At 59.5% G+C, this 23623-nt stretch carries 22 protein-coding genes; 9 read left to right on the top strand and 13 right to left on the bottom strand.

What is annotated here, in order from left to right; all coding sequences use genetic code 11:
- Window positions 1-373: 373 nt before the first annotated feature.
- Together katG and ACR0CA_RS14460 are read right to left on the bottom strand one after the other, a co-directional pair.
- Window positions 374-2575: a catalase/peroxidase HPI gene (gene katG, locus ACR0CA_RS14465; RefSeq protein ID WP_480899815.1), complete on the bottom strand. Its 2202-nt coding sequence runs from the start codon at window positions 2573-2575 to the stop codon at window positions 374-376.
- A gap of 237 nt (window positions 2576-2812) precedes the next feature.
- On the bottom strand, window positions 2813-3658 hold the full coding sequence (locus ACR0CA_RS14460; RefSeq protein ID WP_480506088.1) for an SDR family oxidoreductase: 846 nt from the start codon (window positions 3656-3658) through the stop codon (window positions 2813-2815).
- Window positions 3659-3748: 90 nt separating this feature from the next.
- Between ACR0CA_RS14460 and ACR0CA_RS14455 the strand changes: the two genes are divergently transcribed.
- Complete coding sequence (locus ACR0CA_RS14455; RefSeq protein ID WP_480552162.1) at window positions 3749-4381, top strand: class I SAM-dependent DNA methyltransferase; 633 nt, start codon at window positions 3749-3751, stop codon at window positions 4379-4381.
- Here the strand turns inward: ACR0CA_RS14455 and ACR0CA_RS14450 are convergent.
- Genes ACR0CA_RS14450 through ACR0CA_RS14440 form a run of 3 tightly spaced genes read right to left on the bottom strand, consistent with a single transcriptional unit; the run spans window position 4378 to window position 8323 of the window.
- Complete coding sequence (locus ACR0CA_RS14450) at window positions 4378-5157, bottom strand: carnitinyl-CoA dehydratase (RefSeq protein WP_480552163.1); 780 nt, start codon at window positions 5155-5157, stop codon at window positions 4378-4380. The genes ACR0CA_RS14455 and ACR0CA_RS14450 overlap by 4 nt on opposite strands.
- Window positions 5154-7166, bottom strand: coding sequence for an acetate--CoA ligase family protein (locus tag ACR0CA_RS14445; RefSeq protein WP_480899812.1), 2013 nt, complete (start codon window positions 7164-7166; stop codon window positions 5154-5156). Before ACR0CA_RS14445 ends, ACR0CA_RS14450 begins: the two co-directional genes overlap by 4 nt.
- On the bottom strand, window positions 7163-8323 hold the full coding sequence (locus ACR0CA_RS14440) for an acyl-CoA dehydrogenase family protein (RefSeq protein ID WP_480899821.1): 1161 nt from the start codon (window positions 8321-8323) through the stop codon (window positions 7163-7165). Before ACR0CA_RS14440 ends, ACR0CA_RS14445 begins: the two co-directional genes overlap by 4 nt.
- 77 nt (window positions 8324-8400) lie before the next feature.
- On the opposite strand from ACR0CA_RS14440, the gene ACR0CA_RS14435 reads away from it, so the two are divergent.
- Window positions 8401-9342 (top strand): GlxA family transcriptional regulator, encoded by a 942-nt coding sequence (locus ACR0CA_RS14435; protein ID WP_480899811.1) that lies wholly within the window; start codon window positions 8401-8403, stop codon window positions 9340-9342.
- Here the strand turns inward: ACR0CA_RS14435 and ACR0CA_RS14430 are convergent.
- A complete protein-coding gene (locus ACR0CA_RS14430) occupies window positions 9339-10328 on the bottom strand; it encodes a sterol desaturase family protein (protein WP_480899809.1) in 990 nt (329 codons plus the stop codon). The two genes, ACR0CA_RS14435 and ACR0CA_RS14430, sit on opposite strands and share 4 nt — an antisense overlap.
- A gap of 11 nt (window positions 10329-10339) precedes the next feature.
- The gene (locus tag ACR0CA_RS14425) at window positions 10340-11095 is read right to left on the bottom strand and encodes a class II aldolase and adducin N-terminal domain-containing protein (RefSeq protein WP_480899808.1); all 756 of its coding nucleotides are present in this window, start codon (window positions 11093-11095) and stop codon (window positions 10340-10342) included.
- Between the two features lie 109 nt (window positions 11096-11204).
- On the opposite strand from ACR0CA_RS14425, the gene ACR0CA_RS14420 reads away from it, so the two are divergent.
- The 4 genes from ACR0CA_RS14420 to ACR0CA_RS14405 all read left to right on the top strand — a co-directional run bounded on the left by ACR0CA_RS14420 (window position 11205) and on the right by ACR0CA_RS14405 (window position 15900).
- Window positions 11205-12080, top strand: coding sequence for a LysR family transcriptional regulator (locus tag ACR0CA_RS14420; RefSeq protein ID WP_480899806.1), 876 nt, complete (start codon window positions 11205-11207; stop codon window positions 12078-12080).
- A 139-nt stretch (window positions 12081-12219) separates the two neighbouring features.
- Entirely contained in the window at window positions 12220-14022 is a 1803-nt protein-coding gene (gene ade / locus ACR0CA_RS14415) for an adenine deaminase (RefSeq protein ID WP_480899805.1), read from the top strand.
- The gene (locus ACR0CA_RS14410; protein WP_170771526.1) at window positions 14019-15482 is read left to right on the top strand and encodes an AMP nucleosidase; all 1464 of its coding nucleotides are present in this window, start codon (window positions 14019-14021) and stop codon (window positions 15480-15482) included. Before ade ends, ACR0CA_RS14410 begins: the two co-directional genes overlap by 4 nt.
- A gap of 130 nt (window positions 15483-15612) precedes the next feature.
- Entirely contained in the window at window positions 15613-15900 is a 288-nt protein-coding gene (locus ACR0CA_RS14405) for an HU family DNA-binding protein (protein ID WP_039533371.1), read from the top strand.
- Window positions 15901-15960: 60 nt separating this feature from the next.
- Here the strand turns inward: ACR0CA_RS14405 and ACR0CA_RS14400 are convergent, their stop codons facing one another.
- Window positions 15961-16221 carry a hypothetical protein gene (locus ACR0CA_RS14400; RefSeq protein ID WP_480899803.1) on the bottom strand — a complete coding sequence of 87 codons (261 nt, stop codon included), beginning with the start codon at window positions 16219-16221 and terminating at the stop codon, window positions 15961-15963.
- 167 nt (window positions 16222-16388) lie between these two features.
- Here ACR0CA_RS14400 and ACR0CA_RS14395 point away from each other — a divergent pair, with 167 nt between their 5' ends.
- Window positions 16389-17276, top strand: coding sequence for a DMT family transporter (locus ACR0CA_RS14395; protein ID WP_480899801.1), 888 nt, complete (start codon window positions 16389-16391; stop codon window positions 17274-17276).
- Here ACR0CA_RS14395 and ACR0CA_RS14390 read toward each other — a convergent pair.
- The gene (locus ACR0CA_RS14390) at window positions 17252-17773 is read right to left on the bottom strand and encodes a glutathione peroxidase (protein WP_480899799.1); all 522 of its coding nucleotides are present in this window, start codon (window positions 17771-17773) and stop codon (window positions 17252-17254) included. The two genes, ACR0CA_RS14395 and ACR0CA_RS14390, sit on opposite strands and share 25 nt — an antisense overlap.
- Window positions 17774-17913: 140 nt before the next feature.
- On the opposite strand from ACR0CA_RS14390, the gene msrB reads away from it, so the two are divergent.
- The gene (gene msrB, locus ACR0CA_RS14385; RefSeq protein ID WP_480899797.1) at window positions 17914-18360 is read left to right on the top strand and encodes a peptide-methionine (R)-S-oxide reductase MsrB; all 447 of its coding nucleotides are present in this window, start codon (window positions 17914-17916) and stop codon (window positions 18358-18360) included.
- On the top strand, window positions 18360-18869 hold the full coding sequence (gene msrA / locus ACR0CA_RS14380; RefSeq protein ID WP_480899796.1) for a peptide-methionine (S)-S-oxide reductase MsrA: 510 nt from the start codon (window positions 18360-18362) through the stop codon (window positions 18867-18869). The genes msrB and msrA overlap by 1 nt, the downstream gene beginning before the upstream one ends.
- 4 nt (window positions 18870-18873) lie before the next feature.
- Here msrA and ACR0CA_RS14375 read toward each other — a convergent pair whose 3' ends face one another.
- The 4 genes from ACR0CA_RS14375 to mtgA form a co-directional block, all read right to left on the bottom strand.
- Window positions 18874-20877 (bottom strand): hydantoinase/oxoprolinase family protein, encoded by a 2004-nt coding sequence (locus tag ACR0CA_RS14375; RefSeq protein ID WP_480899794.1) that lies wholly within the window; start codon window positions 20875-20877, stop codon window positions 18874-18876.
- A 71-nt stretch (window positions 20878-20948) separates the two neighbouring features.
- Entirely contained in the window at window positions 20949-21986 is a 1038-nt protein-coding gene (queG, locus tag ACR0CA_RS14370; RefSeq protein WP_480899792.1) for a tRNA epoxyqueuosine(34) reductase QueG, read from the bottom strand.
- Window positions 21987-22057: 71 nt separating this feature from the next.
- Window positions 22058-22723 carry an FtsZ-binding protein FzlA gene (gene fzlA / locus ACR0CA_RS14365; RefSeq protein ID WP_170771511.1) on the bottom strand — a complete coding sequence of 222 codons (666 nt, stop codon included), beginning with the start codon at window positions 22721-22723 and terminating at the stop codon, window positions 22058-22060.
- 58 nt (window positions 22724-22781) lie between these two features.
- Window positions 22782-23516, bottom strand: coding sequence for a monofunctional biosynthetic peptidoglycan transglycosylase (mtgA, locus tag ACR0CA_RS14360; RefSeq protein WP_170790274.1), 735 nt, complete (start codon window positions 23514-23516; stop codon window positions 22782-22784).
- Window positions 23517-23623 lie beyond the last annotated feature (107 nt).

Here is a 23623-nt window from a genome sequence, read left to right as displayed (position 1 = left end):
CTCAACCTCAGATGCCCCCAGTCTATCCTGAGCGTCTCAACCGTCTTTCCAGTCCGTCAGCACCGTCTCCAGCGCCCCAGCACCGCCTCAGAAGCGCCGGTGAAGGGGTATTTACGGATTAGGTCTGGAACCTGCAACCCCCATTTTGAAAAAACTTTGAATTTGCAGGCAGAAACTTATTTAATTTAACAAAAACAACAGACTAACTTTAATAATCGCATCGAAAACCCGCCGAACAGAGTGTCACAATAGAGGATGCATACCCCTTTCGCAGGAATCGTACCCAATGCTTGGTAGCCGTTCATGACTCGCAAATAAAACGCCGCCCAAGTTTCCCTGCGCGGCGTCGTATTGTGAGTGATGGTGGTCTAAATTACTTCAGGTCGAACCGGTCCGCGTTCATCACCTTGGTCCAAGCGGACACAAAGTCGGTGGTGAACTTGGCTTCGGCCCCGGCCTGACCATAGACCTCGGCCAGCGCCCGCAGTTGCGAGTTCGAGCCAAAGACCAGATCGACACGGGTCCCGGTCCACTTGACCTCACCGCTGGCGCGGTCGCGGCCTTCATAGACGCCCTTGCCTGCGGGCTTCCATTCGGTGCTCATGTCCAACAAGTTGGTGAAGAAGTCGGTGCTGAGCGTACCGACCCGGTCTGTGAACACGCCATGCTTGGTATCGCCGAAATTGGCGCCAATCACGCGCAGCCCACCAACCAGTGCGGTCATTTCAGGCGCGGACAAGGTCAATAGTTGCGCTTTGTCGACCAGCAACTCTTCGGGTGAAACGGTATAGTCACCTTTCTGATAGTTGCGGAAGCCATCAGCGATGGGCTCCATCACCGCAAAGCTATCGACATCCGTCTGGTCCTGCGACGCATCAGTGCGGCCCGGAGTAAACGGAACCTCGACATCCTGACCGCCAGCCTTGGCCGCCTGTTCGATACCTACGGCGCCGGCCAGAACGATCACATCCGCCAGCGAGACCTTTTTGCCGCCCGACTGCGCATCGTTGAACGCGGCCTGAACACCCTCGAGCGCGGACAGCGCCTTGGACAATTTCATCGGCTCGTTCACATCCCAGTCTTTCTGCGGCGCAAGACGGATACGGGCACCATTGGCACCGCCACGCTTGTCCGACCCGCGGAAGGTCGAGGCCGAGGCCCAAGCGGTCGAAACCAGTTCCGACACCGACAGACCGGTTGCCGCGATCTTGGCTTTCAGGTCCGCCACATCCGCATCATCCACCAGATCATGATCTATGGCGGGGACGTTGTCCTGCCAGATCAGCTCCTCGGTCGGAGCTTCTTCACCGATATAGGCCGCGCGGGGGCCCATGTCGCGGTGGGTCAGCTTGAACCAGGCGCGGGCGAACGCATCTGCGAATTCTTCGGGGTTCTCATGGAAGCGCTTCGAGATCGGGCCATAGATCGGGTCCATGCGCATCGCCATGTCGGCGGTGGTCATCATGGTTTTGACCTTTTTCGACGGATCATGCGCCGCCGGGGCCATGTCTTCTTCTTTCACGCCGACCGGCTCCCAGATCCACGCGCCAGAGGGGCTTTTGGTCAGGTTCCAGTCATAGCCAAATAGAAGATCGAAATAGCCGTTGTCCCATTGGATCGGGTTCGCGGTCCACGCGCCTTCGATTCCCGAGGTTGTGGTGTCGTCACCTTTGCCCGAGCCAAACTTGTTGATCCAGCCAAAGCCCATTTCCTCGATCGCGGCAGCTTCGGGTTCGGGGCCAACCAGATCGGGATCGCCCGCGCCATGCGCTTTGCCAAAGGTATGACCACCCGCAACCAGAGCCACGGTTTCCTCGTCATTCATCGCCATCCGACCAAAGGTGTCGCGGATGTCACGGCCCGAGGCCAACACGTTCGGCTCACCATCGGGGCCTTCTGGGTTCACATAGATCAGGCCCATCTGCACAGCGGCCAGCGGGTTTTCCAGATCGCGTTCACCGGAATAGCGGCTGTTCGGGTTGTCGGTGGGGGCCAGCCATTCGGTCTCAGTGCCCCAATAGATGTCTTCCTCGGGGGCCCAAATGTCTTCGCGGCCACCGGCAAAGCCAAAGGTCTTGCCGCCCATGGATTCGATGGCGCAGTTGCCCGCAAGGATCATCAGGTCAGCCCATGAAATCTGGTTGCCGTATTTCTGCTTGATCGGCCACAGAAGACGGCGCGCCTTATCCAGGTTGCCGTTATCCGGCCAGCTGTTCAGCGGGGCAAACCGCTGGTTCCCGGTCGAAGCACCACCCCGGCCATCCGCTGTCCGGTATGTCCCGGCGCTGTGCCACGCCATACGAATGAACAATCCGCCGTAATGACCATAATCCGCTGGCCACCAGTCCTGCGAATCCGTCATCAGCGCATACAGGTCTTCTTTCAGCGCCTTCATGTCCAGTTTCTTGAACTCTTCAGCGTAGTTGAAATCGGCATCCATCGGGTTCGAGGCCGGTCCGTGCTGATGCAGGATCGACAGGTTCAGCTGGTTCGGCCACCAGTCCCGGTTAGACCGGGTTCCTGCGCCGTGCATGACAGGGCATCCGCCTGCTTTGGGGTTATCACTTCCGTCCATGTCGATCTCCATTCCTGGCAAAATTCCGGCGCAGGTGCGCCGCTAAAAACTCGGTCGATCAAGAGCACATATAGATGACACTTTTATCCATCCTAAAAGCATGACGAAAAATCGCGCAGTCGTGATGGGCAGTAGCGACTCGGTAGGTCTTGTCTAGAACCGTTCTAGCAAAGACAATCCATGCGAATAAGTTTTGTTTATGGATGATTGTGATAACTAAAAGCTATCACAATTCAATCATTCCGCGCGCATCAAAGACGTCAGCCCGACCCGGTAGTCTGGATAAAGCAGCTTTACCCCCAACTCATCCTTGATCCGGTCGTTTCTGACCCGCTTGTTCTCGTTGTAAAAACTGCGGGCCATCGGGGTTAGGTCGGCCTTGTCAAAAGGAACGGCGGGGGGCAGAGGCAATCCCTGCAACTCAGCCGCATAGGCAATGACATCCTGTGGTGGAACCGGTTCATCATCGCAGACATTATATATGGCGCCGGGATTTGGCGCGGCCATCGACGCCGCCAGTACCTGCGCGATATCGGCCACGTGAATGCGCGAAAAGACCTGACCCGGCTTTATGATCCGCCGCATCCCAACGCGTTTCAGCTTGGAGAACGGACCGCGACCGGGGCCATAGATCCCCGCCAGCCGGAAAATATGCGTGGGCAGACCCGGAATGGTCAGCCATTGCTGTTCCGCCTGCACCCGCCATCTGCCCCTTTGGGCCGTGGGTGTTGCAGGGGTAGTCTCATCTACCCAATCACCCTGATGATCGCCGTAAACGGCTGTGGTCGACAAGTACCCGACCCATTCGAACTGCGCGGCGCGCTCGGTGATTTCGTCCTTCAAGGCCGCCAGAACCGGGTCACCTTCGGCATTGGGCGCCGTCGAGATCAGCAAATGCGTCACCCCGTCCAAATCAACCTGCTGTCCAGGCCAAACAACCGGCTCTGCCCCCGAAGCCCGCAGGGTTATTGATTGCGCGGGGTCACGGGTGGTTCCGATGATGCGCCAGCCCGCGGGTGCCAAAAGCCGCGACAATTCCTGCGCGGAATAGCCATGGCCGAATGAATAAAGAGTACCAGTCATGCCGCCATTGATGATCCCCAAATCAGCCGGATGCAAGCGCGGGCGACGGGATACTTGATTCGAATCCCACAATGGGCCTTTCTTTTAGGCATGAGCGATAAAACCCCTGATCTGCATACGGCCTATGCGCTGGAAACGCCGGACGACAACCGGCGGCTTTATGCGGAATGGGCCGGGGACTATGACACAGGCTTTGCCACGCGTGAGGATTATCAGCTCCACATCCACACGGCGCGCGCCTTTGTAGGGGCGGGAGGACAGGGCCCGGTGCTGGATGTGGGCGCGGGGACCGGTCTGTGCGGTGATGTCCTGGTCGGGCTGGGCGTCGGTCCCATCGACGCCACCGATATCAGCGCCCAGATGCTGGATCAGGCCATGCGCAAAGACATCTACCGCGATGCAATCGAGGCCGACCTGAACGAGGGCATCCCTGTGCCGCGCGAAAGCTACTCGGGCATCGTGTCATCGGGCACCTTCACCCACGGCCACCTCGGCCCCGAGGCGCTGTTGCCCTTGCTGCGCGTCGCGCGCCACGGTGCGCAATTCGCCCTGTCGATCAACGCCCAACATTATGAGGCACTTGGCTTTGCCGAGGCGCTTCACAAGCTGGCTCAGGGACTGATCAGAAACCTGTCTCTGCCCGAAGTACGTATCTATGGCGACCTCGCCGTTGGTCCCAACAAGGACGACACGGCGCTCATCGCCTTGTTCGAGCGGATTTAGCGCCCTTTCCAGACCGGGTCGCGTTTCTCGGCAAAGGCGCGGGCGCCTTCCAGATTGTCCTCGGACCCATACAGAACATCCACGGTCGGCAATTGCCGCCGTGTGATCCGGTTCATAACGTCCTGAAACTTTGAATCCTCGGCCTCGCGCACGATCTCTTTGAGCGCGGCATAGACCAGGGGCGGCCCGCTGGCCAATAAACGCGCCAGTTCCCAAGCGCGGTCCATCAATTGATCACCGGGCACAATCTCGTTGATCAAGCCCCATGCCTTGGCCTCGCCCGGATCGAACCAGCGTCCGGTCAGCAGCAGTTCCATCGCGATATGATAGGGGATGCGTTTGGGCAGTTTGACACTGGCGGCATCCGCAACGGTGCCGGATCGGATTTCGGGCAGGGCAAAGCTGGCGTGATCTGCGGCGATGATCATGTCCGCGCTCAGCGCCAGTTCCAGCCCGCCACCACAGGCGATACCGTTCACGGCGGCAATCACCGGCTTGTTCATATCGCGCAGCTCTTGCAACCCGCCGAAGCCGCCCACGCCATAATCGCCATCCACCGCGTCGCCATCCGCCGCAGCCTTCAGATCCCAGCCGGGGCAAAAGAACTTGTCGCCGCCACCGGTGATGATTGCCACGCGCAGGTCCGGGTCATCGCGGAAATCCCGAAACACCTCCCCCATAACGCGGCTGGTAGCCAGATCAATCGCGTTGGCTTTGGGACGGTCCAGAGTGACCAGTAGAATCGCGCCGTCGCGCTGGGTTTTGACCGGGTTCATGTGCGTGCCTTTCGGATCAGTGCATCCACCGCCACGGCCCCTTTAGGCCCGCAAATCAGCGGATTGATTTCAACTTCGCTGACATGGGTTGCGTTGGCAATAACATAGGCCTGAACGGCCTCGACCGTAACCAGGATCGCGCCCATGTCGGCTGCGGGTTTGCCGCGATAGCCAGCCAACAAAGGCGCACAAGCCAGCTCGCCCAGCGCCTTTTCAACTACATGCCGAGGTGACGGGATCAGCAGCGACACCGAGTCCCGTAGGATTTCCGTCAACACCCCGCCCGCGCCTAAGGTCAGAACATAGCCATGGGCCGGATCGCAGGTGACACCGATTAGCAACTCGGCAACGCCTTCAGGTGCCATTTCCTCGATCAGAACCTCAGAGGTGCCGATCTGGGCCGCGACCGCTGGCAGATCGTCCGCGCTGACCCCTAACTGAACCGCCCCATGGTCTGATTTATGCGCCAGTCCAACGCCCTTGACGGCGAAAGGGCCCGTCATGTCACCGGCACTAGCGGCATCGGCCTGAGTCACCCGCCTTTTTGGAGTGGACACACCGAAGGCTGCTAGCTGGTCCTTGGCTTCCGCCTCGGTCAGCGTGACGTTTGGATTGGCAGTACTGGGAAGGACCACCGGATCAGAGTCCTGACCTGCAGGGCGCGCCGCCGCTTCGACAGCCGACAGTGCCTCATGCAGCCCGGCGAAGGGAATAACCCCGCCATCCATCAGGCGCTGCGCGACGTCCTCAGGCATCAGCTCGGGCAGAGTCGCTGTCACTGCAAAGGGCCGCCCGGTTTGTGCCACGCAATTCAACGCGGCCTGCGTCGCACAGGTCCAATCGGTTTGATCCGTGTGCGGATAGTCCACAATGGCCATAGTCAGTGCCTGTTCTGGCCCCATCATCGCCGACCAGGCGCGCGTCATCGCCTGCGTGTCGCGCCAGATATAGGTGTGGTAATCCAGCGGGTTCGCCAGCGCCACCATCGGCCCCAATGCCGCGCGTAGTTCGGTACTTTGCGTGTCAGTCAGAGGCGGAAAGTGCAGATCACGCCCCTCGGCCATATCCGCGGCCAAACTGGCCTCGCCCCCCGAGCAGCTGATCGTACCCAGCCCGTTGCCGTCCAGACGCCCGGTCACATGCAACAGCTTGAGGCATTCCAGAAAGCTGGGGATGTCATCCAATCGGGCAATCCCCAACCGATCCAGAAACGCCTGCGCACCCGCGTCTTGCCCCGCCAGCGAGGCCGTATGCGAAACCGTTGCCGCTTGGGCATGGACCGACCGACCCATCTTCAGCGCGACGATCGGGACACCGCGCTGACGAGCCTTTTTAGCCAGCGCCTCCCATTTGCGCAGATCGCCAAACCCTTCGATGTGCACGCCGATGGCCGTAATGCGGTCGTCATCCAACAACGCCGAGGCAATCTGGGCCTGATGCGTCTGTGCCTGATTCCCACAGGTCAACATGAAGGCCAACGGTAAAGCGCGGCGCTGCATGGTCATGTTGATCGCAATGTTCGAGCTTTGCGTTAGGATCGCCACCCCGCGATCCACAGGCCGCATGCCGTGCTGATCAGGCCAGACAGCCACACGATCCAGGCCATTGACGAAACCGTAACAATTCGGCCCAAGAATCGGCATGTCCCCTGCGGCGGCGATCAACTGATCCTGAAGGTCCGCGCCTGAATGGTCTTCAGCCTTTGCCTCGGTATAGCCCGAAGCGAAACAGACCGCACCGCCTGTCCCCATCGCAGACAGAATCCTGACAGCCTCAATCGTGGCGTGGCGGTTGATGCCGACAAAGGCCATGTCGGGCACATCAGGCAACGACTCGAGTGTCGGGTAAGCACTTTCCCCCGCGACGTCGGTTGCTCTGGGGTGCACAGGCCAAATTTCGCCCTCGAATCCAAACTTGCGTGCCTGCTCGATAACAGACGTACACCACGCGCCACCGCCGATCACGGCAATGGTCTTTGGGTTCAGCGCTCGGGCCAGCGCTGTCGTCATGCGCCCAGCGCCCGCAAGAGATCGCGGCTGATGATGTGGCGCTGAATCTCGCTGGTGCCGTCCCAGATGCGTTCGACACGCGCGTCACGCCAGAATCGCTCAAGCGGGTAGTCGTCCATCAGACCCATCCCGCCATGCACCTGAATCGCCGCATCTGTCACCCGGGCCAGCATTTCAGAGGCGTACAGTTTGGCCGAGGCGATCTCACGGTTGGCGGGCAGCCCCTTGTCCAGACGATCGGCGGCGGCAAGGGTCAGCAGATCGGCGGCGTCAATCTCGGTGATCATGTCTGCAATCTGGAATGAGACGCCCTGAAACTTGCCGATCTTCTGGCCGAATTGCTCACGCGTGGCGGCATAGTCCAGCGCATAGTCGAACGCCCGCCGCGCGCGCCCAACCGACATGGCGGCAACGGTGATCCGGGTTGCGTAAAGCCAGGTGTTCATCACCTCGAACCCGCCATCGACCTCGCCCAGAACCTGTGCATCCGGCAAGCGGCAATCGTCGAAGTCCAGCACCATGTTCTTGTAGCCGCGATGGCTGATCGACTTGTACCCATCCCGGATTGTGAAGCCGGGAGTGCCGCGATCGACCAGAAAGGCAGTGATGCGTTTCTTGGGACCTTTCGGCGTCTGATCTTCGCCGGTTGCGATGAAGACAATGATGAAATCCGCATGTTCCGCGCCCGAGATGAAGTGCTTGGTGCCATTGACCACCCAATCCCCCCCATCGCGCAGGGCGGCGCATTTCATCCCCCGCACGTCCGAGCCCGCACCCGGTTCAGTCATCGCCAGCGCGTCCATTTTTTCACCGCGCACGGCAGGCATCAGGTAACGGTCGATCTGATCCCCCTCGCACGCCATCAGGATGTTTTGCGGACGTCCGAAGAAATGGTTCAGCGCCATCGATCCCCGGCCCAACTCGCGTTCGACCAGTGCGAACTCCAGATGGTTTAGCCCGGCACAGCCAACACTTTCCGGGAAGTTGCAAGCGTAAAAACCCAACTCGATTGTCTTGCGCTTGATATCGGCGGCGATTTCGTCGGGGACTTCGCCGGCACGCTCGACCAGCTCTTCATGCGGGTAGATTTCGTTTTCGACAAAGCTGCGAACGGTCGCGGCGATCATCTCTTGTTCGTCGGACAGGCCATATTGCATCTGAGGTCTCCACATCTGGGGTTGCGGATATCCTGACGTGGCTTGCCAATCTGAATATGCAAAAATAGACCTATATCATGCAAAAATGGATCAAATCCCCCGCTGCGCCGCAGCAATTCGGAGTGCTTCTGTTCGACGGCTTTTCCAACCACTGCCTTGCGAATGCGGTCGAACCCTTGCGGGCGGCGAATTCCATCGCGGGGCGCAAGCTGTATGACTGGCAATTTCTGTCACTGGATCGCGCTCCCGTCACGTCATCTTCGGGGCTGCAAGTCGCACCGCACGACATCTTGCAGAATGCACGCGGCGATACTTTACTAGTCATGCCCTCTTACGGGTATCGGGCCCATGGCGGGTGGCGGACGCTGGCGGGGTTGCGGTCCGCAGCGAGGCGCTACAGCATACTGGCCGGGCTGGATACCGGAAGCTGGTTGTTGGCGTTGGCCGGATTACTGGACGGGCACCGCGCCACAATCCATTGGGAGGAGCTGGACGGTTTCACCGAACGTTTCCCCGAAATTGACGCACAGCGCGAACGCTACGTGATCGACGGCGACCGCATTACCTGTTCTGGTGCGATGGCGGCGTTTGATCTGGTGTTGCACCTGATTGGGCAAGATCACGGGCAGGCTTTAGCGCTGGAGGTCGCGCAGCTTTTCATGACTCGCGATTCTGCCAGGTCTCATTCCGGCGGGGCGGGTGCGACCAGCAGCTATGTGAACAAAGCGTTGGCCCTGATGCAGGAACATCTGGAAATGCCTTTGCCTATCCCCGAGATCGCCCGCCGGGTTGGACGATCGCAAAAGGCGCTGTCCGTGCGAATGCAAACCGAACTGGGCGCAGGCCCCGCACAGGTCTATCGCCGCCTGCGCCTGAACCTGGCCCGGAAACTGGCAGCCGAGACCGACCTGACTATCGCCGAGATCGCCCTGCGCGCAGGCTATGACGACCCCAGCGCCCTGACCCGTGCCTTTCGGGCCGAGTTTGGGACCACCCCGCGCGCAATGCGATCCGGCTAGGTATACATCTGCTTTTTATAGGCCCGCGTCCGTGTCGTCGCCTCGGCAGACCCATCGTGATAGGTGCCAAACCACTTGTCGAAGGGGATTTCCGAGGTGCCGTAGTTGCACTCGAAATACCGGTGATGAAGCTGGTGGAAAAAGTCCCCCGCACGGGCCGCTTCAGTTTCTCCGGCTTTCAACTTTTCAAACCCTGAATGAGACAGAACCGGGCTGATCTGCTGAAAATACGTGTGAAACAGAAGATGCAGAGGGTGGGACGGCACGATCAGATGGATGAAATAGGTCGTGAAATACAGCAGGTTTTCATACCAATGGTTCGATATCCCCGACCACGGGCCGATATTGACGTTGCGATGATGCACGGCGTGGACGTGTTTATAGAGCTTTGGGTGATGCTCCAGCCGATGCACCCAATAGAAATGCAAGCCAGACCACATCGGGATGAACAACATCCAGACGATAAACCAAATCGGCGCGCTGGCCCAAGTGACTGTCGGCACATATCCGTTGGCCATCGCCCAATAGATCACCCATTGATACACGGTTGCCACGGTCATGGCGCTGCCCAGCGTCCACCAGATATTGTCCCAGACCTGATTGCGGAAGGTGAAATTGCCGTTGTCCCGGGTCAGGTCGCGACGGTCGAACTTTTTGTACATGCCCTGCCCCTTGCGCATGTAAAGCCACCAATGCAGCCCGCCCGCCACCAATATCTGAGGCACCATGTTCAGCAGCCAAATGCGGAACATCCACTCCGGAGCAAAGCTCTTCATTGACTCTAAACCAGGGAAAAATACGACATAGGCAATGACCGCCAGCCCCATACACAGGGTCAGTGAGGTAATCTGCAACCAAGCCCCGCTATACCACTTCAGCACGGAGGCGGGGCGCGGAGGCCATGCGAACAGCGGGTTCAAACCCACAGGACCTTCGGGGTGATAGTGCCAGCGGGCGGCTTCGGGGTCTTGTGCAGAATCAGTCATGGCAATTGCCTTTAGCTGGCGTAATCCGAACCCTCTGCATCCAGCAGAGCCTTGATTTCCCGCAAATGCGCCTCGGCCTGATCGGGGTAGTCGTCCAGTTCCCGCGCGGTCTTTTCCGCAATCTCATCGGACAAGACACGCAGGGGCTGGCCGGTCTGCAACGCGCGGATATATGTCTCGGCCGCACGCTCGAAATAATAGAGGCGGTTGAACGTATCCGCCGGATCGCTGCCCGTCACCAACACGCCATGGTTGCCCATGATCATGACCTTCTTCTTCGGGTCCGACAGCATTGAGGCGCAGCGCTCACCTTCGCTTTCAAAGGCCAGCCCGCCGAATTCCTGATCTACAACATAGCGGTTGTAGAAGGTGGCCGTGTTCTGGTCGATCGGCGGTAGAGTGCTGTCGGCCAACGAGGCCAGAACGGTTGCAAAGATCGAATGCACATGCATCACACAGCGCGCATGCGGGCAATGGCGGTGGATCGAGCCATGCAGACCCCAAGCGGTCGGGTCGGGCGCGCCGGGCTGATCCATAACGTCAGGATCATTGGCATCCAGCAGCAGAAGGTTCGACGCCTTGATCCGTGCGAAATGCATCTGATTGGCGTTCATCAGGAACTGCGTTCCGCCCTCGTTGACCGCCAAACTGAAGTGGTTGGCCACGGCCTCGTGCATGTTCAGGCGTTCAGTCCAGCGGAAAGTAGCAGCCAGGTCGACCCGCTCGGGCCAGTGGTCGATATTGGGACGCAATTCGGTGACGGTCATAGCGGGCTCCTCCATCTGGTTTCTCAAGAAGGTGGCGACGCGAGGCGGATTTGACCAACGAAAAATTCTCGCCTATCTCATAAGCTCAGCTAATGGTGAGGTTATGCCAATGCAGACATCGCTTCCTCCGCTGGGCTGGCTGCGCACATTCGAGGCCGCCGCGCGACACTTGTCGTTCACCGGTGCGGCGCGTGATCTGAACATGACGCAAAGCGCGGTCAGTCAGCAGATTAAGTCGCTTGAGGGATATCTGGGCCAACCCCTGTTTCTGCGCCGTCCCCGCGCACTGGAACTGACCGAGGCCGGAATCACCTATCTGCCCGTAGTGCGTGAGGCGTTTCGCACGCTGGTGCGCGGCACACAGGCCGTCACCGGCGCGCAGCAAAACGCGGTTCAGGTTCAGAGCAACATCACCTTTGCGGTGAACTGGCTGGGACCACGTCTGCCCCGGTTCCGCGCAGTGCACCCGGATGTGCAGCTGAACATTTTCACCGAACTCTGGGAGCCGCGCGAAATGGCCGAGGGCGCGGCGGTCGAAATCCGATACTCTCTGCGCCCGTCCGACACGGTGCGCACCGAGTTGCTGCGCACCGACCACTACTACCCGGTCTGCGCGCCGGGCTATGAAGTGCGGCTGGAAGATATTCAGGAACAACCCCTGTTTGATTGCTCTAATCTGTTGTCGAATTGGCAGAATTGGATCACTGAACAGGGCCTAACTTGGGAAAATTCGCCCATTACCTATTCAACAACCTATCTGGTTAGCCTGTCTGTTGCGATGGCCGGGGGTGGGTATTGCCTGACCCATGACACCATAGCTCGCGACCTGATCGAGCGCGGACAACTGGTGGCTCCGTTTGAGTATCGTGCGGAGATGCCCGAGGCTTATTACCTGCTGCTGTCGCCTCAGGCCGAGGAAACGCCGGGTGCCGTCCTGTTCGCCGATTGGGTAAGGCGGGAAATTGCCCGCGATCCGGCGGGGTAGGCGCTCCCGCCCATCGTCAGGGGCGCTTGCGCGCCCCCTCCTTTGGTTGGGCCGGGCAGCGCTGACGCGCTGCGTGACGGTTTGATGATAGATGGTCGGCAGGGGTTGCACCTTCGGACACATTCAGAAAAGTTGAGCCATGGAATATACGCCTTTCCCAAGTTGGCCCGATACCGCCCCTCGATTGATCGCTGTTGCCGCTGGACGTAATCCGGCAGACATGGTCGTGCGCGGAGGGATCTGGGTGAATGTTCACACACGTGAGGCGCTGCCGGATCACGACATCGCCATCGCCAGCGGGCGAATCGCCTTTGTGGGACCGGATGCCTCGCATTGCATCGGCCCAAAGACGCAGATCATCGAGGCCAATGGGCGCTATATGCTGCCCGGTCTGTGCGACGCGCATATGCATATCGAATCGGGGATGCTGACCCCGGCGGAGTTTGCCCGCGCGGTCATTCCTCATGGCACGACGTCGATGTTCACCGACCCGCATGAGATTGCCAATGTGCTGGGACTGGACGGCGTGCGGATGATGCATGACGAGGCGTTGATGCAACCGGTCAACATCTTCACCCAGATGCCATCCTGCGCGCCATCGGCCCCAGGGCTTGAAACCACAGGCTATGAAATCACCCCTGAGGACGTGGCCGAGGCGATGAACTGGCCCGGCATCATCGGGTTGGGTGAGATGATGAATTTCCCCGGCGTGATCCACGGCGACCCCAAGATGCTGGCCGAGATCGCGGCGACTCAGAATGCGGGGAAAACCGTGGGTGGGCACTATGCTTCGCCTGATTTAGGGCCTGAATTCGCGGCTTATGTGGCCGGGGGCCCCGCTGACGACCACGAGGGAACTTGCGAAGCCGACGCCATAGCTCGGGTGCGGCAGGGGATGCGGTCGATGATGCGGCTGGGCTCGGCCTGGTATGACGTGGAAAGCCAGATCACAGCCGTGACCGAGAAAGGGTTAGACCCGCGCGGCTTTATTCTGTGCACGGATGATTGCCACTCGGGCACATTGGTGAATGAGGGGCATATGAACCGCGTGGTGCGCCACGCGATTGCCTGCGGTTGCGATCCGTTGATTGCGTTGCAGATGGCGACGATCAACACCGCCACCCATTTCGGGCTGGAACGCGAGATCGGGTCGATCACGCCAGGCCGGCGGGCGGATATTATCCTGAGTTCTGATCTGGCTGCGTTGCAGATTGAGGTGGTGATCGCCCGCGGCCAGATCGTTGCCGAAAATGGCGCGATTTCAGTAGACTGCCCGCATCTGAACTGGCCGGACAGTGCGCGCAACACGGTGCATCTGGGCCATACCCTGACCGATAAGGATTTTGAGATCAAAGCCCCCGAGGGCGCCAACCGCGTGCGGGCCAATGTGATCGGCGTGGTAGAAAACCAAGCCCCGACCAAGGCGCTGAAGGCAGAATTGCCGATCATCGGCGGGCTGGTCGAGGGCGAAGGCGACGTCTGCCAGATTGCGCTGGTCGAACGGCACCGCGCAACCGGAGGGGTCACGAACGCCTTTGTCTCGGGCTTTGGGTATCAAGGGCGCATGGCCATGGCCTCGACCGTAGCGCATGACAGCCACCATATGATCGTGGTCGGCACCGACCGCGAACAGATGGCACTGGCGGCGAACCGTCTGGCCGAGGTGGGCGGAGGTATCACCCTGTTCCGCGACGGCGAGGAACTGGCGCTGGTGGAACTGCCCATCGCTGGCCTGATGTCCGACAGTCCCGCCGCCGATGTGGCCGCCAAGGCGGACCGGATGGTTCAGGCGATGCAGGACTGTGGCTGTAAGTTGAACAACGCCTATATGCAGCACTCGCTGCTGGCCCTTGTCGTGATCCCCGAACTGCGGATTTCCGACCTTGGGCTGGTGGATGTGCGGACATTTGAAAAGATCGACCTTTTGGAACCCCTCGCATGACAATAATAAGAACACCCGACGTCCCAAGCCCCGAGAAGTTCACCGACCCTGCCGCCGCTGTGGCGCGTCTGGAAGAGCTGTACGAAAAGGCCACAAGTTTCCTGTGTGAAAACTTCGCCAAAGCGATGGAGGCAGGCACTCCGACCGAGCGATTCAGAGCCTATTACCCAGAGATTCGCATCAAAACGACCTCATACGCGCATGTAGACAGCCGTCTGAGCTTTGGTCACGTCTCGGAACCCGGCACCCATGCCACCACGGTCACACGGCCCGATCTATTCCGGGCCTATCTGACCCAACAAATTGCCCTGCTGATCAAAAACCATGACCAACCAGTGACGATTGGTGCTTCGGATACACCCATCCCGGTGCATTTCGCGGTGGCCAATAACCCCGACCTCGTGGTGCCGCATCAGGGCGCGGCGGGATTCACCTTGCGCGATGTGTTCGACGTGCCGGATCTTACGACCACCAATGACGATATCGTCAACGGGGTGCATGACCACGAAACCGAGATTGGCCCCTTGGCGCTGTTCACGGCCCAGCGTGTGGATTATTCGCTGGCCCGTCTGGCGCATTACACTGCCACCGATCCCAGCCACTTCCAAAACCATGTGCTGTTCACCAACTACCAGTTCTACGTGTCCGAGTTCGAGAACTACGCCCGCGAACAACTGGCCGACCCGGAAAGCGGCTATACCAGCTTTGTGTCGACCGGGAATGCGCAGATCACCTCGGCCGATGGCGTTTTGGAGCAGCCGCTGAAGCTGCCTCAGATGCCGACCTACCACCTGAAACGCGCCGATGGGTCGGGGATCACGTTGGTCAATATCGGGGTGGGGCCATCCAACGCAAAAACCGCGACCGACCATATCGCAGTTCTGCGACCACATGCGTGGCTGATGGTTGGCCATTGCGCCGGCTTGCGCAACACGCAGGCGCTGGGGGATTTCGTGCTGGCCCATGCCTATCTGCGTGAAGACAAGGTGCTGGACGATGACCTGCCCGTCTGGGTGCCGATCCCGCCCCTAGCCGAAGTGCAGGTAGCGTTGGAACGCGCCGTGGCCGAAGTGACAGAACTGGACGGCTACGAGCTAAAGCGCGTCATGCGCACCGGCACCGTCGCCTCGGTCGACAACCGCAACTGGGAACTGCGCGACCAGTCCGGCCCGGTGCAGCGCCTCAGCCAGTCTCGCGCGATTGCGCTGGATATGGAAAGCGCCACGATCGCCGCCAATGGATATCGGTTCCGGGTGCCCTATGGCACTTTGCTCTGTGTCTCGGACAAACCGCTGCACGGGGAATTGAAGCTTCCGGGCATGGCCTCGGACTTCTATACCACACAGGTCAGCCGCCATTTGGCGATCGGAATTCGCGCGATGGAACACCTGCGAGGCATGCCGCTTGAGCGTCTGCACAGCCGGAAATTGCGTTCTTTTGACGAAACAGCCTTTCTCTGAAGCAAAAAAGCAACGTTTTCCCCCTATTTTTAGGGTTTTTCGCGCTACTATTCGTTGTGTTCAGCCACAATATCCCGTTACAGTTACGCGGTGAGGCCCAAGACATCGGGCACGTTAAGGAGACCAAGAAATGGCAAAGCCTATGACAAAGACTCAGCTGGTTGCTGCTCTCGCTGAGGAAATGGGGACTGACAAGAAAGCCGCGAACGCCGCGCTGGAGGCCATGACCGGCCTGATCACACGCGAAGTTTCAGCCGGCGGCGCAGTGACCCTGCCCGGCGTTGGCAAAATCTACTGCCGCGAGCGCCCCGAGCGCATGGTGCGCAACCCCGCCACTGGCGAGCAGTTCAAGAAAGAGGCCGACAAGGTGGTTAAAATGACCATTGCGAAGGCACTGAAGGACAGCGTGAACGGCTGATCTCAGCTGTCGCAAAGATACGATCAAGGGCCGCCGTTTGGGGGCCCTTTTTCTTTGGGATCAGTGCAAACTTAACAGCACTTCCAGATCACGACGGCTGAGCCGGTTCATCAAGGCCCGATCGTCTGCAGACAGTTTTGCTTCCTTACGAATATACGTTTCAAGGTACGTCGCGATCTCACTGGTTGGGCGATAGTACAGATCAGGCGAAGACTGGCTGAGTTCATCCACAAGCCGAAACAGCAGCTTTTTCTGCCGCTCCGAATCCAGGTCTTTTCGCTTCTCTTGCAACATAACGGGCTTCGCCTTTGTTGTGGTCACTTATGATCTAGCGGGCCGAAAGGTAACTCCAACTCCGGTAAGAATTAAATTGTGCGCCCCGCGTGTGGTGCCCTTATGAGATTCCTAGTTACTACGGCCAGACGGTACATCTTGCGACCCTTACTGATTTAAGGAACAGTGCGCGAAACCAACAAAGGGGATGGGCGATGGATCTGCGCGCCATGGCGATGGGGCTAACATTTGCACTGATCTGGTCGTCGGCCTTTACTTCGGCGCGGATCATCGTGATGGACGCATCTCCGCTGTTTTCGCTGGCACTGCGGTTTTTGGTGTCCGGCTTGATCGGTGTGGTGATTGCGCGTGCAATGGGGCAGAGCTGGCGGCTGACACCGCAACAATGGTATGCAACCATCCTGTTCGGAATCTGCCAGAATGCGCTGTATTTGGGTCTGAATTTCTACGCAATGCAAACGATTGAGGCCTCGGTCGCCGCGATTATCGCCTCGACCATGCCGCTGCTGGTGGCGCTGGCAAGTTGGCTGTTTCTGGGTGATCGTCTGCGACCGTTAGGCGTGATCGGCCTGCTGGCCGGGTTCGCGGGCGTCGCCCTGATCATGAGCAGCCGCATCAGCGCGGGCGTTGATATGTTCGGCGTGATGCTCTGCGGTGTTGGAGCCTTGGCGCTGACGTTCGCCACCTTGGCGGTGCGCGGGGCGACCTCGGGCGGGAATTTCATGATGGTAGTGGGGTTGCAGATGCTGGTTGGTTCAGCCGTTCTGTTCGTCGCGGCTCCCGTATTCGAGACGATCTATATCCACCCCACGGTGCCCCTGGCGCTGGCTTTCACCTACACAACCCTGTTCCCCGGCTTGTTGGCCACGCTGATCTGGTTTCTGCTGCTGGATCGGATCGGAGCGACCCGCGCAGCCACCTTCCACTTCCTCAACCCTGTTTTCGGAGTGACGATTGCTGCGTTGCTACTGGGGGAGAAACTCGGCCCACTGGATGCCGTTGGCGTACTGATCACCACCGCCGGGATTTTGGCCGTGCAGTTATCGCGGCAACCTGCTCAGGGCAGCAAAGCCTCGACCTGAGACAAAACTTGCCGGGAATCGGGGCGCGTGGTTGCGCCATAGGTCGCTATAACTTCGCCTTCAGTGTTCAGAAGGATTTTGTTGAAGTTCCAACTGGGCTCAAATCCTGTCTGCTCCGCGACCTGTTGATAGAAAGGATGCGCTTTTGCGCCTCGAACCGAGGTGATGTCGGTCATTGGCAGGGTCAGGTTATAGTTGAAGTCACAGAATTCCTTGACCTCTTCCGCCGATCCAAATTCCTGATTGAAGGAATCCGACGGTACCGCCAGCACGACCAGTCCGCGCGGACCATAGTCTTCGTGGACTTGCTGCAGCGCGCTGTATTGCCCGGTAAAGCCGCAATGCGAGGCCGTGTTCACCACCAAAACCGGCTGCCCGCGCCAATCCGCGATCGACAGGGTACCGCCGTCGATGGACGGAAACTCTCCGCTCAACGGCGCAGCCTGCACGGTGCGCCCGGTCAGAATCAAAGCGGTCAACAGCAAGATGCGGAACATGGTGAACCCTCCTATGCCTTACTATACGCGCCAAATCGCCCCCCGGATCAACGCACGAGGGCGCGAGGTGCGTGAAACAGGCTTTGATTTCTGCGCCTCAACCCCCAAATAATGGTGCAACTCAACCGACCGGAGGATCCATGACCCAATACACCAAATCCCCCGAGGCCATCGCTGCCCTCTCGCCCGAAGAATACCATGTCACGCAGAACAGCGGGACCGAGCGTCCGGGCACCGGCAAGCTGCTGAACAACAAGGAACCGGGGATTTATGTGGATATCGTCTCGGGCGAGCCGCTGTTCGCTTCGACTCACAAATACGAATCCGGCTGCGGCTGGCCTAGTTTCACCAAGCCCATCGTGCATGAACATGTAGAAGAGTTCCGGGATACCACCCACGGCATGATTCGCACCGAGGTGCGTTCAAAACACGGCGACAGCCATCTGGGCCACGTCTTCCCCGACGGCCCGCGTGAACATGGCGGACTGCGCTATTGCATCAACTCAGCCTCCTTGCGGTTTGTCCACCGCGATGACATGGAGGCCGAAGGCTATGCCGACTACCTGATTCATGTGGAGGAAATCTGATGACCGAAGAACGCGCTGTCCTGGCCGGAGGTTGTTTCTGGGGAATGCAGGACCTGATCCGCAAGCTGCCGGGCGTGTCTCGCACCAGCGTCGGCTATACCGGCGGCGATGTCCCCAACGCCACCTATCGCAACCACGGAACCCATGCCGAAGGGATCGAGATTTTCTTTGATCCCGCGCAGATCAGCTATCGTGAGTTGCTGGAGTTCTTTTTTCAGATCCACGATCCGACTACGGTAAACCGTCAGGGCAATGACCGCGGGATGAGCTATCGTTCGGCCATCTACTATGTGGATGACGCGCAAAAACAGGTGGCGTTGGACACGATTGCCGATGTGAACGCCAGCGGTTTGTGGCCCGGCAAGGTCGTGACCGAGCTGGAGCCCGTCGGTGATTTCTGGGACGCCGAGCCCGAGCATCAGGACTATCTGGAGCGTATCCCCAACGGCTATACCTGCCATTTCCCGCGCCCCGATTGGGTTCTGCCTAAACGCGACGCGGCAGAATAAGCGATCAGCCGGCGGCGACCCTTGGGCGGCCGCTGGCTTCGACCGTGATCATGGCCTCGACAAAGACCTCCTGCGCCTCGACGCGGGCTGTGCGGATGTCGCGGTCAACGATCACGCGGATATCCTCGGCCCCGGCGTCGCGTACCGCGCCCTCAGCCTCGGATCGCAGTACGGATTCCAGCAGCGACAACGCCGCCTCGAAATCGTTGAAATCCTGCGGTCCGTCCTCAAGATGCACCCGGAACTTGCCCTCGGAAGGCGACGTGACCGTCCCCGTCCGGCGCAAGGTCAGGCGACCGACGACCGCGCCGATGGCATTCGCCACGCCAGTATGTTCGGGCAAGATCATCTTGCAATGCAAACGCTCCCCGACCGCCGGGTAATAGCTGGGGGCCGACGCACCCAACCCGATCACATCCACGTTCAACGCCGCATCCAGCGCCAGCAGGCCCCGATGCCCGGCCAAGCCCTTGCGCGTTAGAACATGCCGCGCCAGATCGGTGGAAGGGATACCAAAATCCTCGGCTTCTTCGGCAAAAGCAGTCTCTAATAAGATCAATGAGGTCTGTTCGGTCAACTGATCCACGATCATCTGCGCAAAAGCCTCGGGGGTTTTCGCCAGCACATCACCCGACCCGACCCGTTTGCGTGACACCAGTTCCAGAGCCTTAAGCGCGGCCTCGGCATCCCAGGCGTCCAGCCGTCCCAGAACGTGGCTTGCATCCGACGGCGTCACGCCCGAGACCTGAACGATCCCGCGATCCACCAACCGCGTCAGAGCCCCATTCTCCATCCGTGTGCGCAACAGATCGCTCAGCGGCAAAACCTGATCGCCAAGACGGTCCAACAACACCTCTTCCCGTGCACCCAGCCCTTCGGCATGGATACCGGGCACGCGGCGGGCAAACCGCGTGTCATGTTCACCTACCGTGGTCGCGCGCAGTTGTTTGTCCAACTCAGCATGCACCACATCCGGGGCCTCGGCCGCGATCAGCGACACCGGCAATACCCTGCGCGGGCCAAGGACCACGCCGCCTCCCAGCCCCTCGGTCACCACATGGACCTGACTGTCGCCGCCCAGACCATGGGTGCGCATCGCTACCGCCTCGACCATGGTGCGAAAGCCACCGACGCGCGCACCATTGGGATCAATTGCGGGCTTACTGTCGCGGATCACGGCGATGTCCGTGGTCGTCCCGCCAATATCCGACACCAGCGCATTCTCGGCCCCCGTCAACCAACTGGCCCCTACGATCGAGGCCGCAGGCCCGCTGAGGATCGTCTCAATCGGGCGTTCTCGCGCTTGCTCGGCGCTCATCAACGCGCCGTCGCCGCGGACCACCATCATCGGCGCGGTAATTCCCAACGTCAGTAACTGATCCTGCGCCCGTCCGATCAGCCGATCAATCATCCCGATCAGCCGTGCATTTAATACCGCCGTCACTGCCCGTTTCGGCCCGTTTAACTTGGCCGACAGGTGATGAGAACACGTGACCGGAGCCCCTGTCCGCTCGGCTATAATCCGCGCCGCTTCCAGCTCATGCGCGGGGTTGCGCGTGGCAAACTGCGCGGCCACGGCAAAGCCGGATATGCCTTTATGAGAGTCTAAAAATGTTTCCAACGCGGCTACATCCAGCGGAGCAGCCTCACCCCCCGCATGGCTATGACCCCCGGCAATCACCAGTGCCGGATCACCCTTCAACGCGTCGCGCAACCCGTGCCGATCCAGATCGCCCTCTTTGAACCCGATATAGACCAACGCCACGCGCCCGCCCTGCCCCTCGACCAGAGCATTGGTGGCCAAAGTGGTCGACAAAGATGCCATCGAGATCTGCTCGGGGCCAACCGCCGCCTGTTCCAACACAGCCGAAATCGCTTTGCCCACGCCGATTGCCAAGTCTGCCCGCGTGGTCAGCGACTTGGCCGAGGCGATCACCTCAGCCTCATCCCGGATCAGCACCGCATCCGTATAGGTTCCGCCCGTATCAACCCCCAAAGCCAGCGCCATCGGGTTCTCCTTCCTGTTCGCTAAATTGGGTGTAGCGGTTTGGACCGACACGTCCAGCCTGTTTGCGGCACTTAGGGCAGTTGTTGTACCGCCCAGCGCGCGGCATCAGCCACGGCTGGATCAGGATCATCCACCAACCCCTGCGCCACGGGTTTCAGCGCGGGCAAACCGGAATTCCCAATCGCATACAGCACGTTGCGCACAAACCGATCCCGCCCGATCCGCTTGATGGGCGAGCCCGAGAACTTGACCCTAAACGCCGCATCATCCAACCCGGCCAATTCAACCAGCGGCGGGGCCACCAAATCATCCCGCGCAGCATAGCGAATATCGCTGGCCGCGACGGCAAACTTGTTCCACGGACAGGCCGCCAGACAATCATCGCATCCGTAAATCCGATTGCCCAACTTTCCGCGCAGATCTTCGTCAACCAACCCCTTATGTTCGATGGTCAGATAGGAAATACACCGCCGCGCATCCAACTTGTACGGCGCAGGAAACGCATCCGTTGGACAGGCATCCAAACAAGCGCGACACGATCCGCAATGATCCACCTCGGCCATATCCGCAGGCAGGTCCAATGTAGTAAAAACAGAGCCTATAAAGGCCCAATTTCCCCAATCACGGCTGACCAGATTCGTATGCTTCCCCTGCCATCCCAGCCCCGCCGCATGGCCCAGGGCCTTCTCAGGCACCGGCGCTGTATCAACAAACACCTTCACCTCGCCGCCACCTTCGGCAATCAACCACCGCGCCAACCGCTTGAGGCGTTTTTTCACCAGATCATGGTAATCCTTGTTCTGCGCATAGACCGAAATCGCACCCCGATCAGGATGGCCCAAAACCTCGGTCGGATCATGTTCCGGCGTATAGCTCTCGGCCAACATGATCACCGACCGCGCCTCGGGCCACAAAGCCGACGGATCGCCCCGCCAATGGGTCCGTTCGGCCATCCACCCCATCTGTCCGTGATACCCGGAATCCAAAAACGCCTGCAACCGCGCGGGCACATCCGGCACATCCCACGGCCGACAAATCCGACAGGACACAAACCCCTCGCTCAATGCCCGAGCGACCACCTTGTCCTTTAAATCCGATCCGCTCTTCATCTGGCTAAAATATCCTCGGGGGGAATCGCGCCCCGGCGCGATGGGGGGCAGACAGCCCCCCTGCCACCCTATCAGAAATCCAGATCCGCGTAATGCGGCGGAGGCCGAAACCCCGGCACCTGATCCGCCAGTATCGACCGAAACGCAGGCCGAGACTTGATCTTGGCGTACCAATCCTTGACCGCCGCCGAACGGTTCCAATCCACGTCCGAGATATAGTCCAGCGCCGACAAATGCGCCGCGGCCGCGAAATCGGCCAATGTCATCTGGTCGCCCGCCAACCAACGCCGGTGATCTAGAAGCCATGCCATGTAGTCCAGATGATACTTGATCGCCTTGGCACCCTCTTTGACATTTTTGCTGTCCGGGTAACCTTGCCCGGTCATCTTCTTGTTGACCCGCTCGTACAACAGTTTCGATGTCACCTCGTGATGAAACTTGTCGTCAAACCAGCCGACTAGCCGCCGGACTTCATACCGGGCTTCCGGTGTTTTTGGCATCAAAGCGGGTTCGGGGCGCGTTTCCTCGATATACTCGCAAATGGCGCTGCTTTCCGCCATGACATGCCCGTCCAATCGCAGGACCGGCACTTTACCCGCCGGATTGCGGCGCAGGAAATCCGGGTCCTGTTCCCAGTATTTCTCTTCGACCAGCTCAACCTCGATCTTCTTTTCGGCAAGCGACAGACGGACCTTGCGGCAGTACGGTGACAGGGGAACGTGAAACAGACGCGCCATGAGCTTCCAATCGAACCAGTGAATACCCCTCAGCTTTAGCCCTGAGATGGCCTGTTTTTCAATCCTCGAAACAATCCGCGCGACCATCTGCGCGGATGGTGGCCGCCCCGTCTAGAATCGCAGCCGCACGTCTGCGGGTGCGTACCGACGGGTCGGTTACCGACCGATTTCGCGGGGATGGCAGGATCGCCGCAATCCGCGCCGCCTGAACCGAGGACAGTTTTGACGCCGGAACGTTGAAATTACGCTGTGCCGCTGCCTCAACCCCGAATACGCCATTTCCGGTTTCGGCGACGTTCAAATAGACTTCGAGAATACGTTGTTTGCTCCAGAAAATTTCGACGACCGGCGTCATCGAAGTTTCAAGCGCCTTGCGCACCCAGCTGCGCCCTTGCCACAAAAAGACATTCTTCACCACTTGCTGCGTAATCGTCGACGCACCTCGGGCACCACCCCCTTCAATCGCGTCACGAATAGCTTCGACATCAAACCCCCAATGGCGGCAGAAATTGGCGTCCTCAGCCGCTACGACTGACCGCGCCATGATCGGCGAAATCTGTTCGATGGGAACCCAGTCACGCTCGACCTTGCCCAATCTGCGCCATTCGGACCAGATCGTATGGGTCACCGGTGGGTTGACTACCGAATAGAGCCCAATCAGCGCCACTACAAACACCGCAATCGCCAATAGCCCACGCGTGACCCAGCGGCGAATCCGCATCACGACGTTGGGTTTGGCTTTCGACGCCTTCTTTTTCTTACCGCTTGTCTTGCGGACTGCTTTCTTTGCCATGCCACAGCTATACGACGTGTAGGTCTTGTTTGAAATGTCTGTTGTAGAGGTCCATGAATAAGAAAACCCGCGTACCGGAGTGGTACGCGGGTTTTGCAATTTGACTG

The organism is Ruegeria sp. F12 (assembly GCF_056533885.1).
The sequence above is the reverse complement of the archived record's forward strand: the minus strand, read 5'-3'. Positions and strand labels throughout refer to the sequence as shown.

Bases quoted from the DNA above. Each gene is read 5' to 3' on its own strand.
- katG (WP_480899815.1), bottom strand. From the start codon at position 2,575: ATGGACGGAAGTGATAACCCCAAAGCAGGCGGATGCCCTGTCATGCAC.
- ACR0CA_RS14460 (WP_480506088.1), bottom strand. From the start codon at position 3,658: ATGACTGGTACTCTTTATTCATTCGGCCATGGCTATTCCGCGCAGGAA.
- ACR0CA_RS14455 (WP_480552162.1), top strand. From the start codon at position 3,749: ATGAGCGATAAAACCCCTGATCTGCATACGGCCTATGCGCTGGAAACG.
- ACR0CA_RS14450 (WP_480552163.1), bottom strand. From the start codon at position 5,157: ATGAACCCGGTCAAAACCCAGCGCGACGGCGCGATTCTACTGGTCACT.
- ACR0CA_RS14445 (WP_480899812.1), bottom strand. From the start codon at position 7,166: ATGACGACAGCGCTGGCCCGAGCGCTGAACCCAAAGACCATTGCCGTG.
- ACR0CA_RS14440 (WP_480899821.1), bottom strand. From the start codon at position 8,323: ATGCAATATGGCCTGTCCGACGAACAAGAGATGATCGCCGCGACCGTT.
- ACR0CA_RS14435 (WP_480899811.1), top strand. From the start codon at position 8,401: ATGCAAAAATGGATCAAATCCCCCGCTGCGCCGCAGCAATTCGGAGTG.
- ACR0CA_RS14430 (WP_480899809.1), bottom strand. From the start codon at position 10,328: ATGACTGATTCTGCACAAGACCCCGAAGCCGCCCGCTGGCACTATCAC.
- ACR0CA_RS14425 (WP_480899808.1), bottom strand. From the start codon at position 11,095: ATGACCGTCACCGAATTGCGTCCCAATATCGACCACTGGCCCGAGCGG.
- ACR0CA_RS14420 (WP_480899806.1), top strand. From the start codon at position 11,205: ATGCAGACATCGCTTCCTCCGCTGGGCTGGCTGCGCACATTCGAGGCC.
- ade (WP_480899805.1), top strand. From the start codon at position 12,220: ATGGAATATACGCCTTTCCCAAGTTGGCCCGATACCGCCCCTCGATTG.
- ACR0CA_RS14410 (WP_170771526.1), top strand. From the start codon at position 14,019: ATGACAATAATAAGAACACCCGACGTCCCAAGCCCCGAGAAGTTCACC.
- ACR0CA_RS14405 (WP_039533371.1), top strand. From the start codon at position 15,613: ATGGCAAAGCCTATGACAAAGACTCAGCTGGTTGCTGCTCTCGCTGAG.
- ACR0CA_RS14395 (WP_480899801.1), top strand. From the start codon at position 16,389: ATGGATCTGCGCGCCATGGCGATGGGGCTAACATTTGCACTGATCTGG.
- ACR0CA_RS14390 (WP_480899799.1), bottom strand. From the start codon at position 17,773: ATGTTCCGCATCTTGCTGTTGACCGCTTTGATTCTGACCGGGCGCACC.
- msrB (WP_480899797.1), top strand. From the start codon at position 17,914: ATGACCCAATACACCAAATCCCCCGAGGCCATCGCTGCCCTCTCGCCC.
- msrA (WP_480899796.1), top strand. From the start codon at position 18,360: ATGACCGAAGAACGCGCTGTCCTGGCCGGAGGTTGTTTCTGGGGAATG.
- ACR0CA_RS14375 (WP_480899794.1), bottom strand. From the start codon at position 20,877: ATGGCGCTGGCTTTGGGGGTTGATACGGGCGGAACCTATACGGATGCG.
- queG (WP_480899792.1), bottom strand. From the start codon at position 21,986: ATGAAGAGCGGATCGGATTTAAAGGACAAGGTGGTCGCTCGGGCATTG.
- fzlA (WP_170771511.1), bottom strand. From the start codon at position 22,723: ATGGCGCGTCTGTTTCACGTTCCCCTGTCACCGTACTGCCGCAAGGTC.
- mtgA (WP_170790274.1), bottom strand. From the start codon at position 23,516: ATGGCAAAGAAAGCAGTCCGCAAGACAAGCGGTAAGAAAAAGAAGGCG.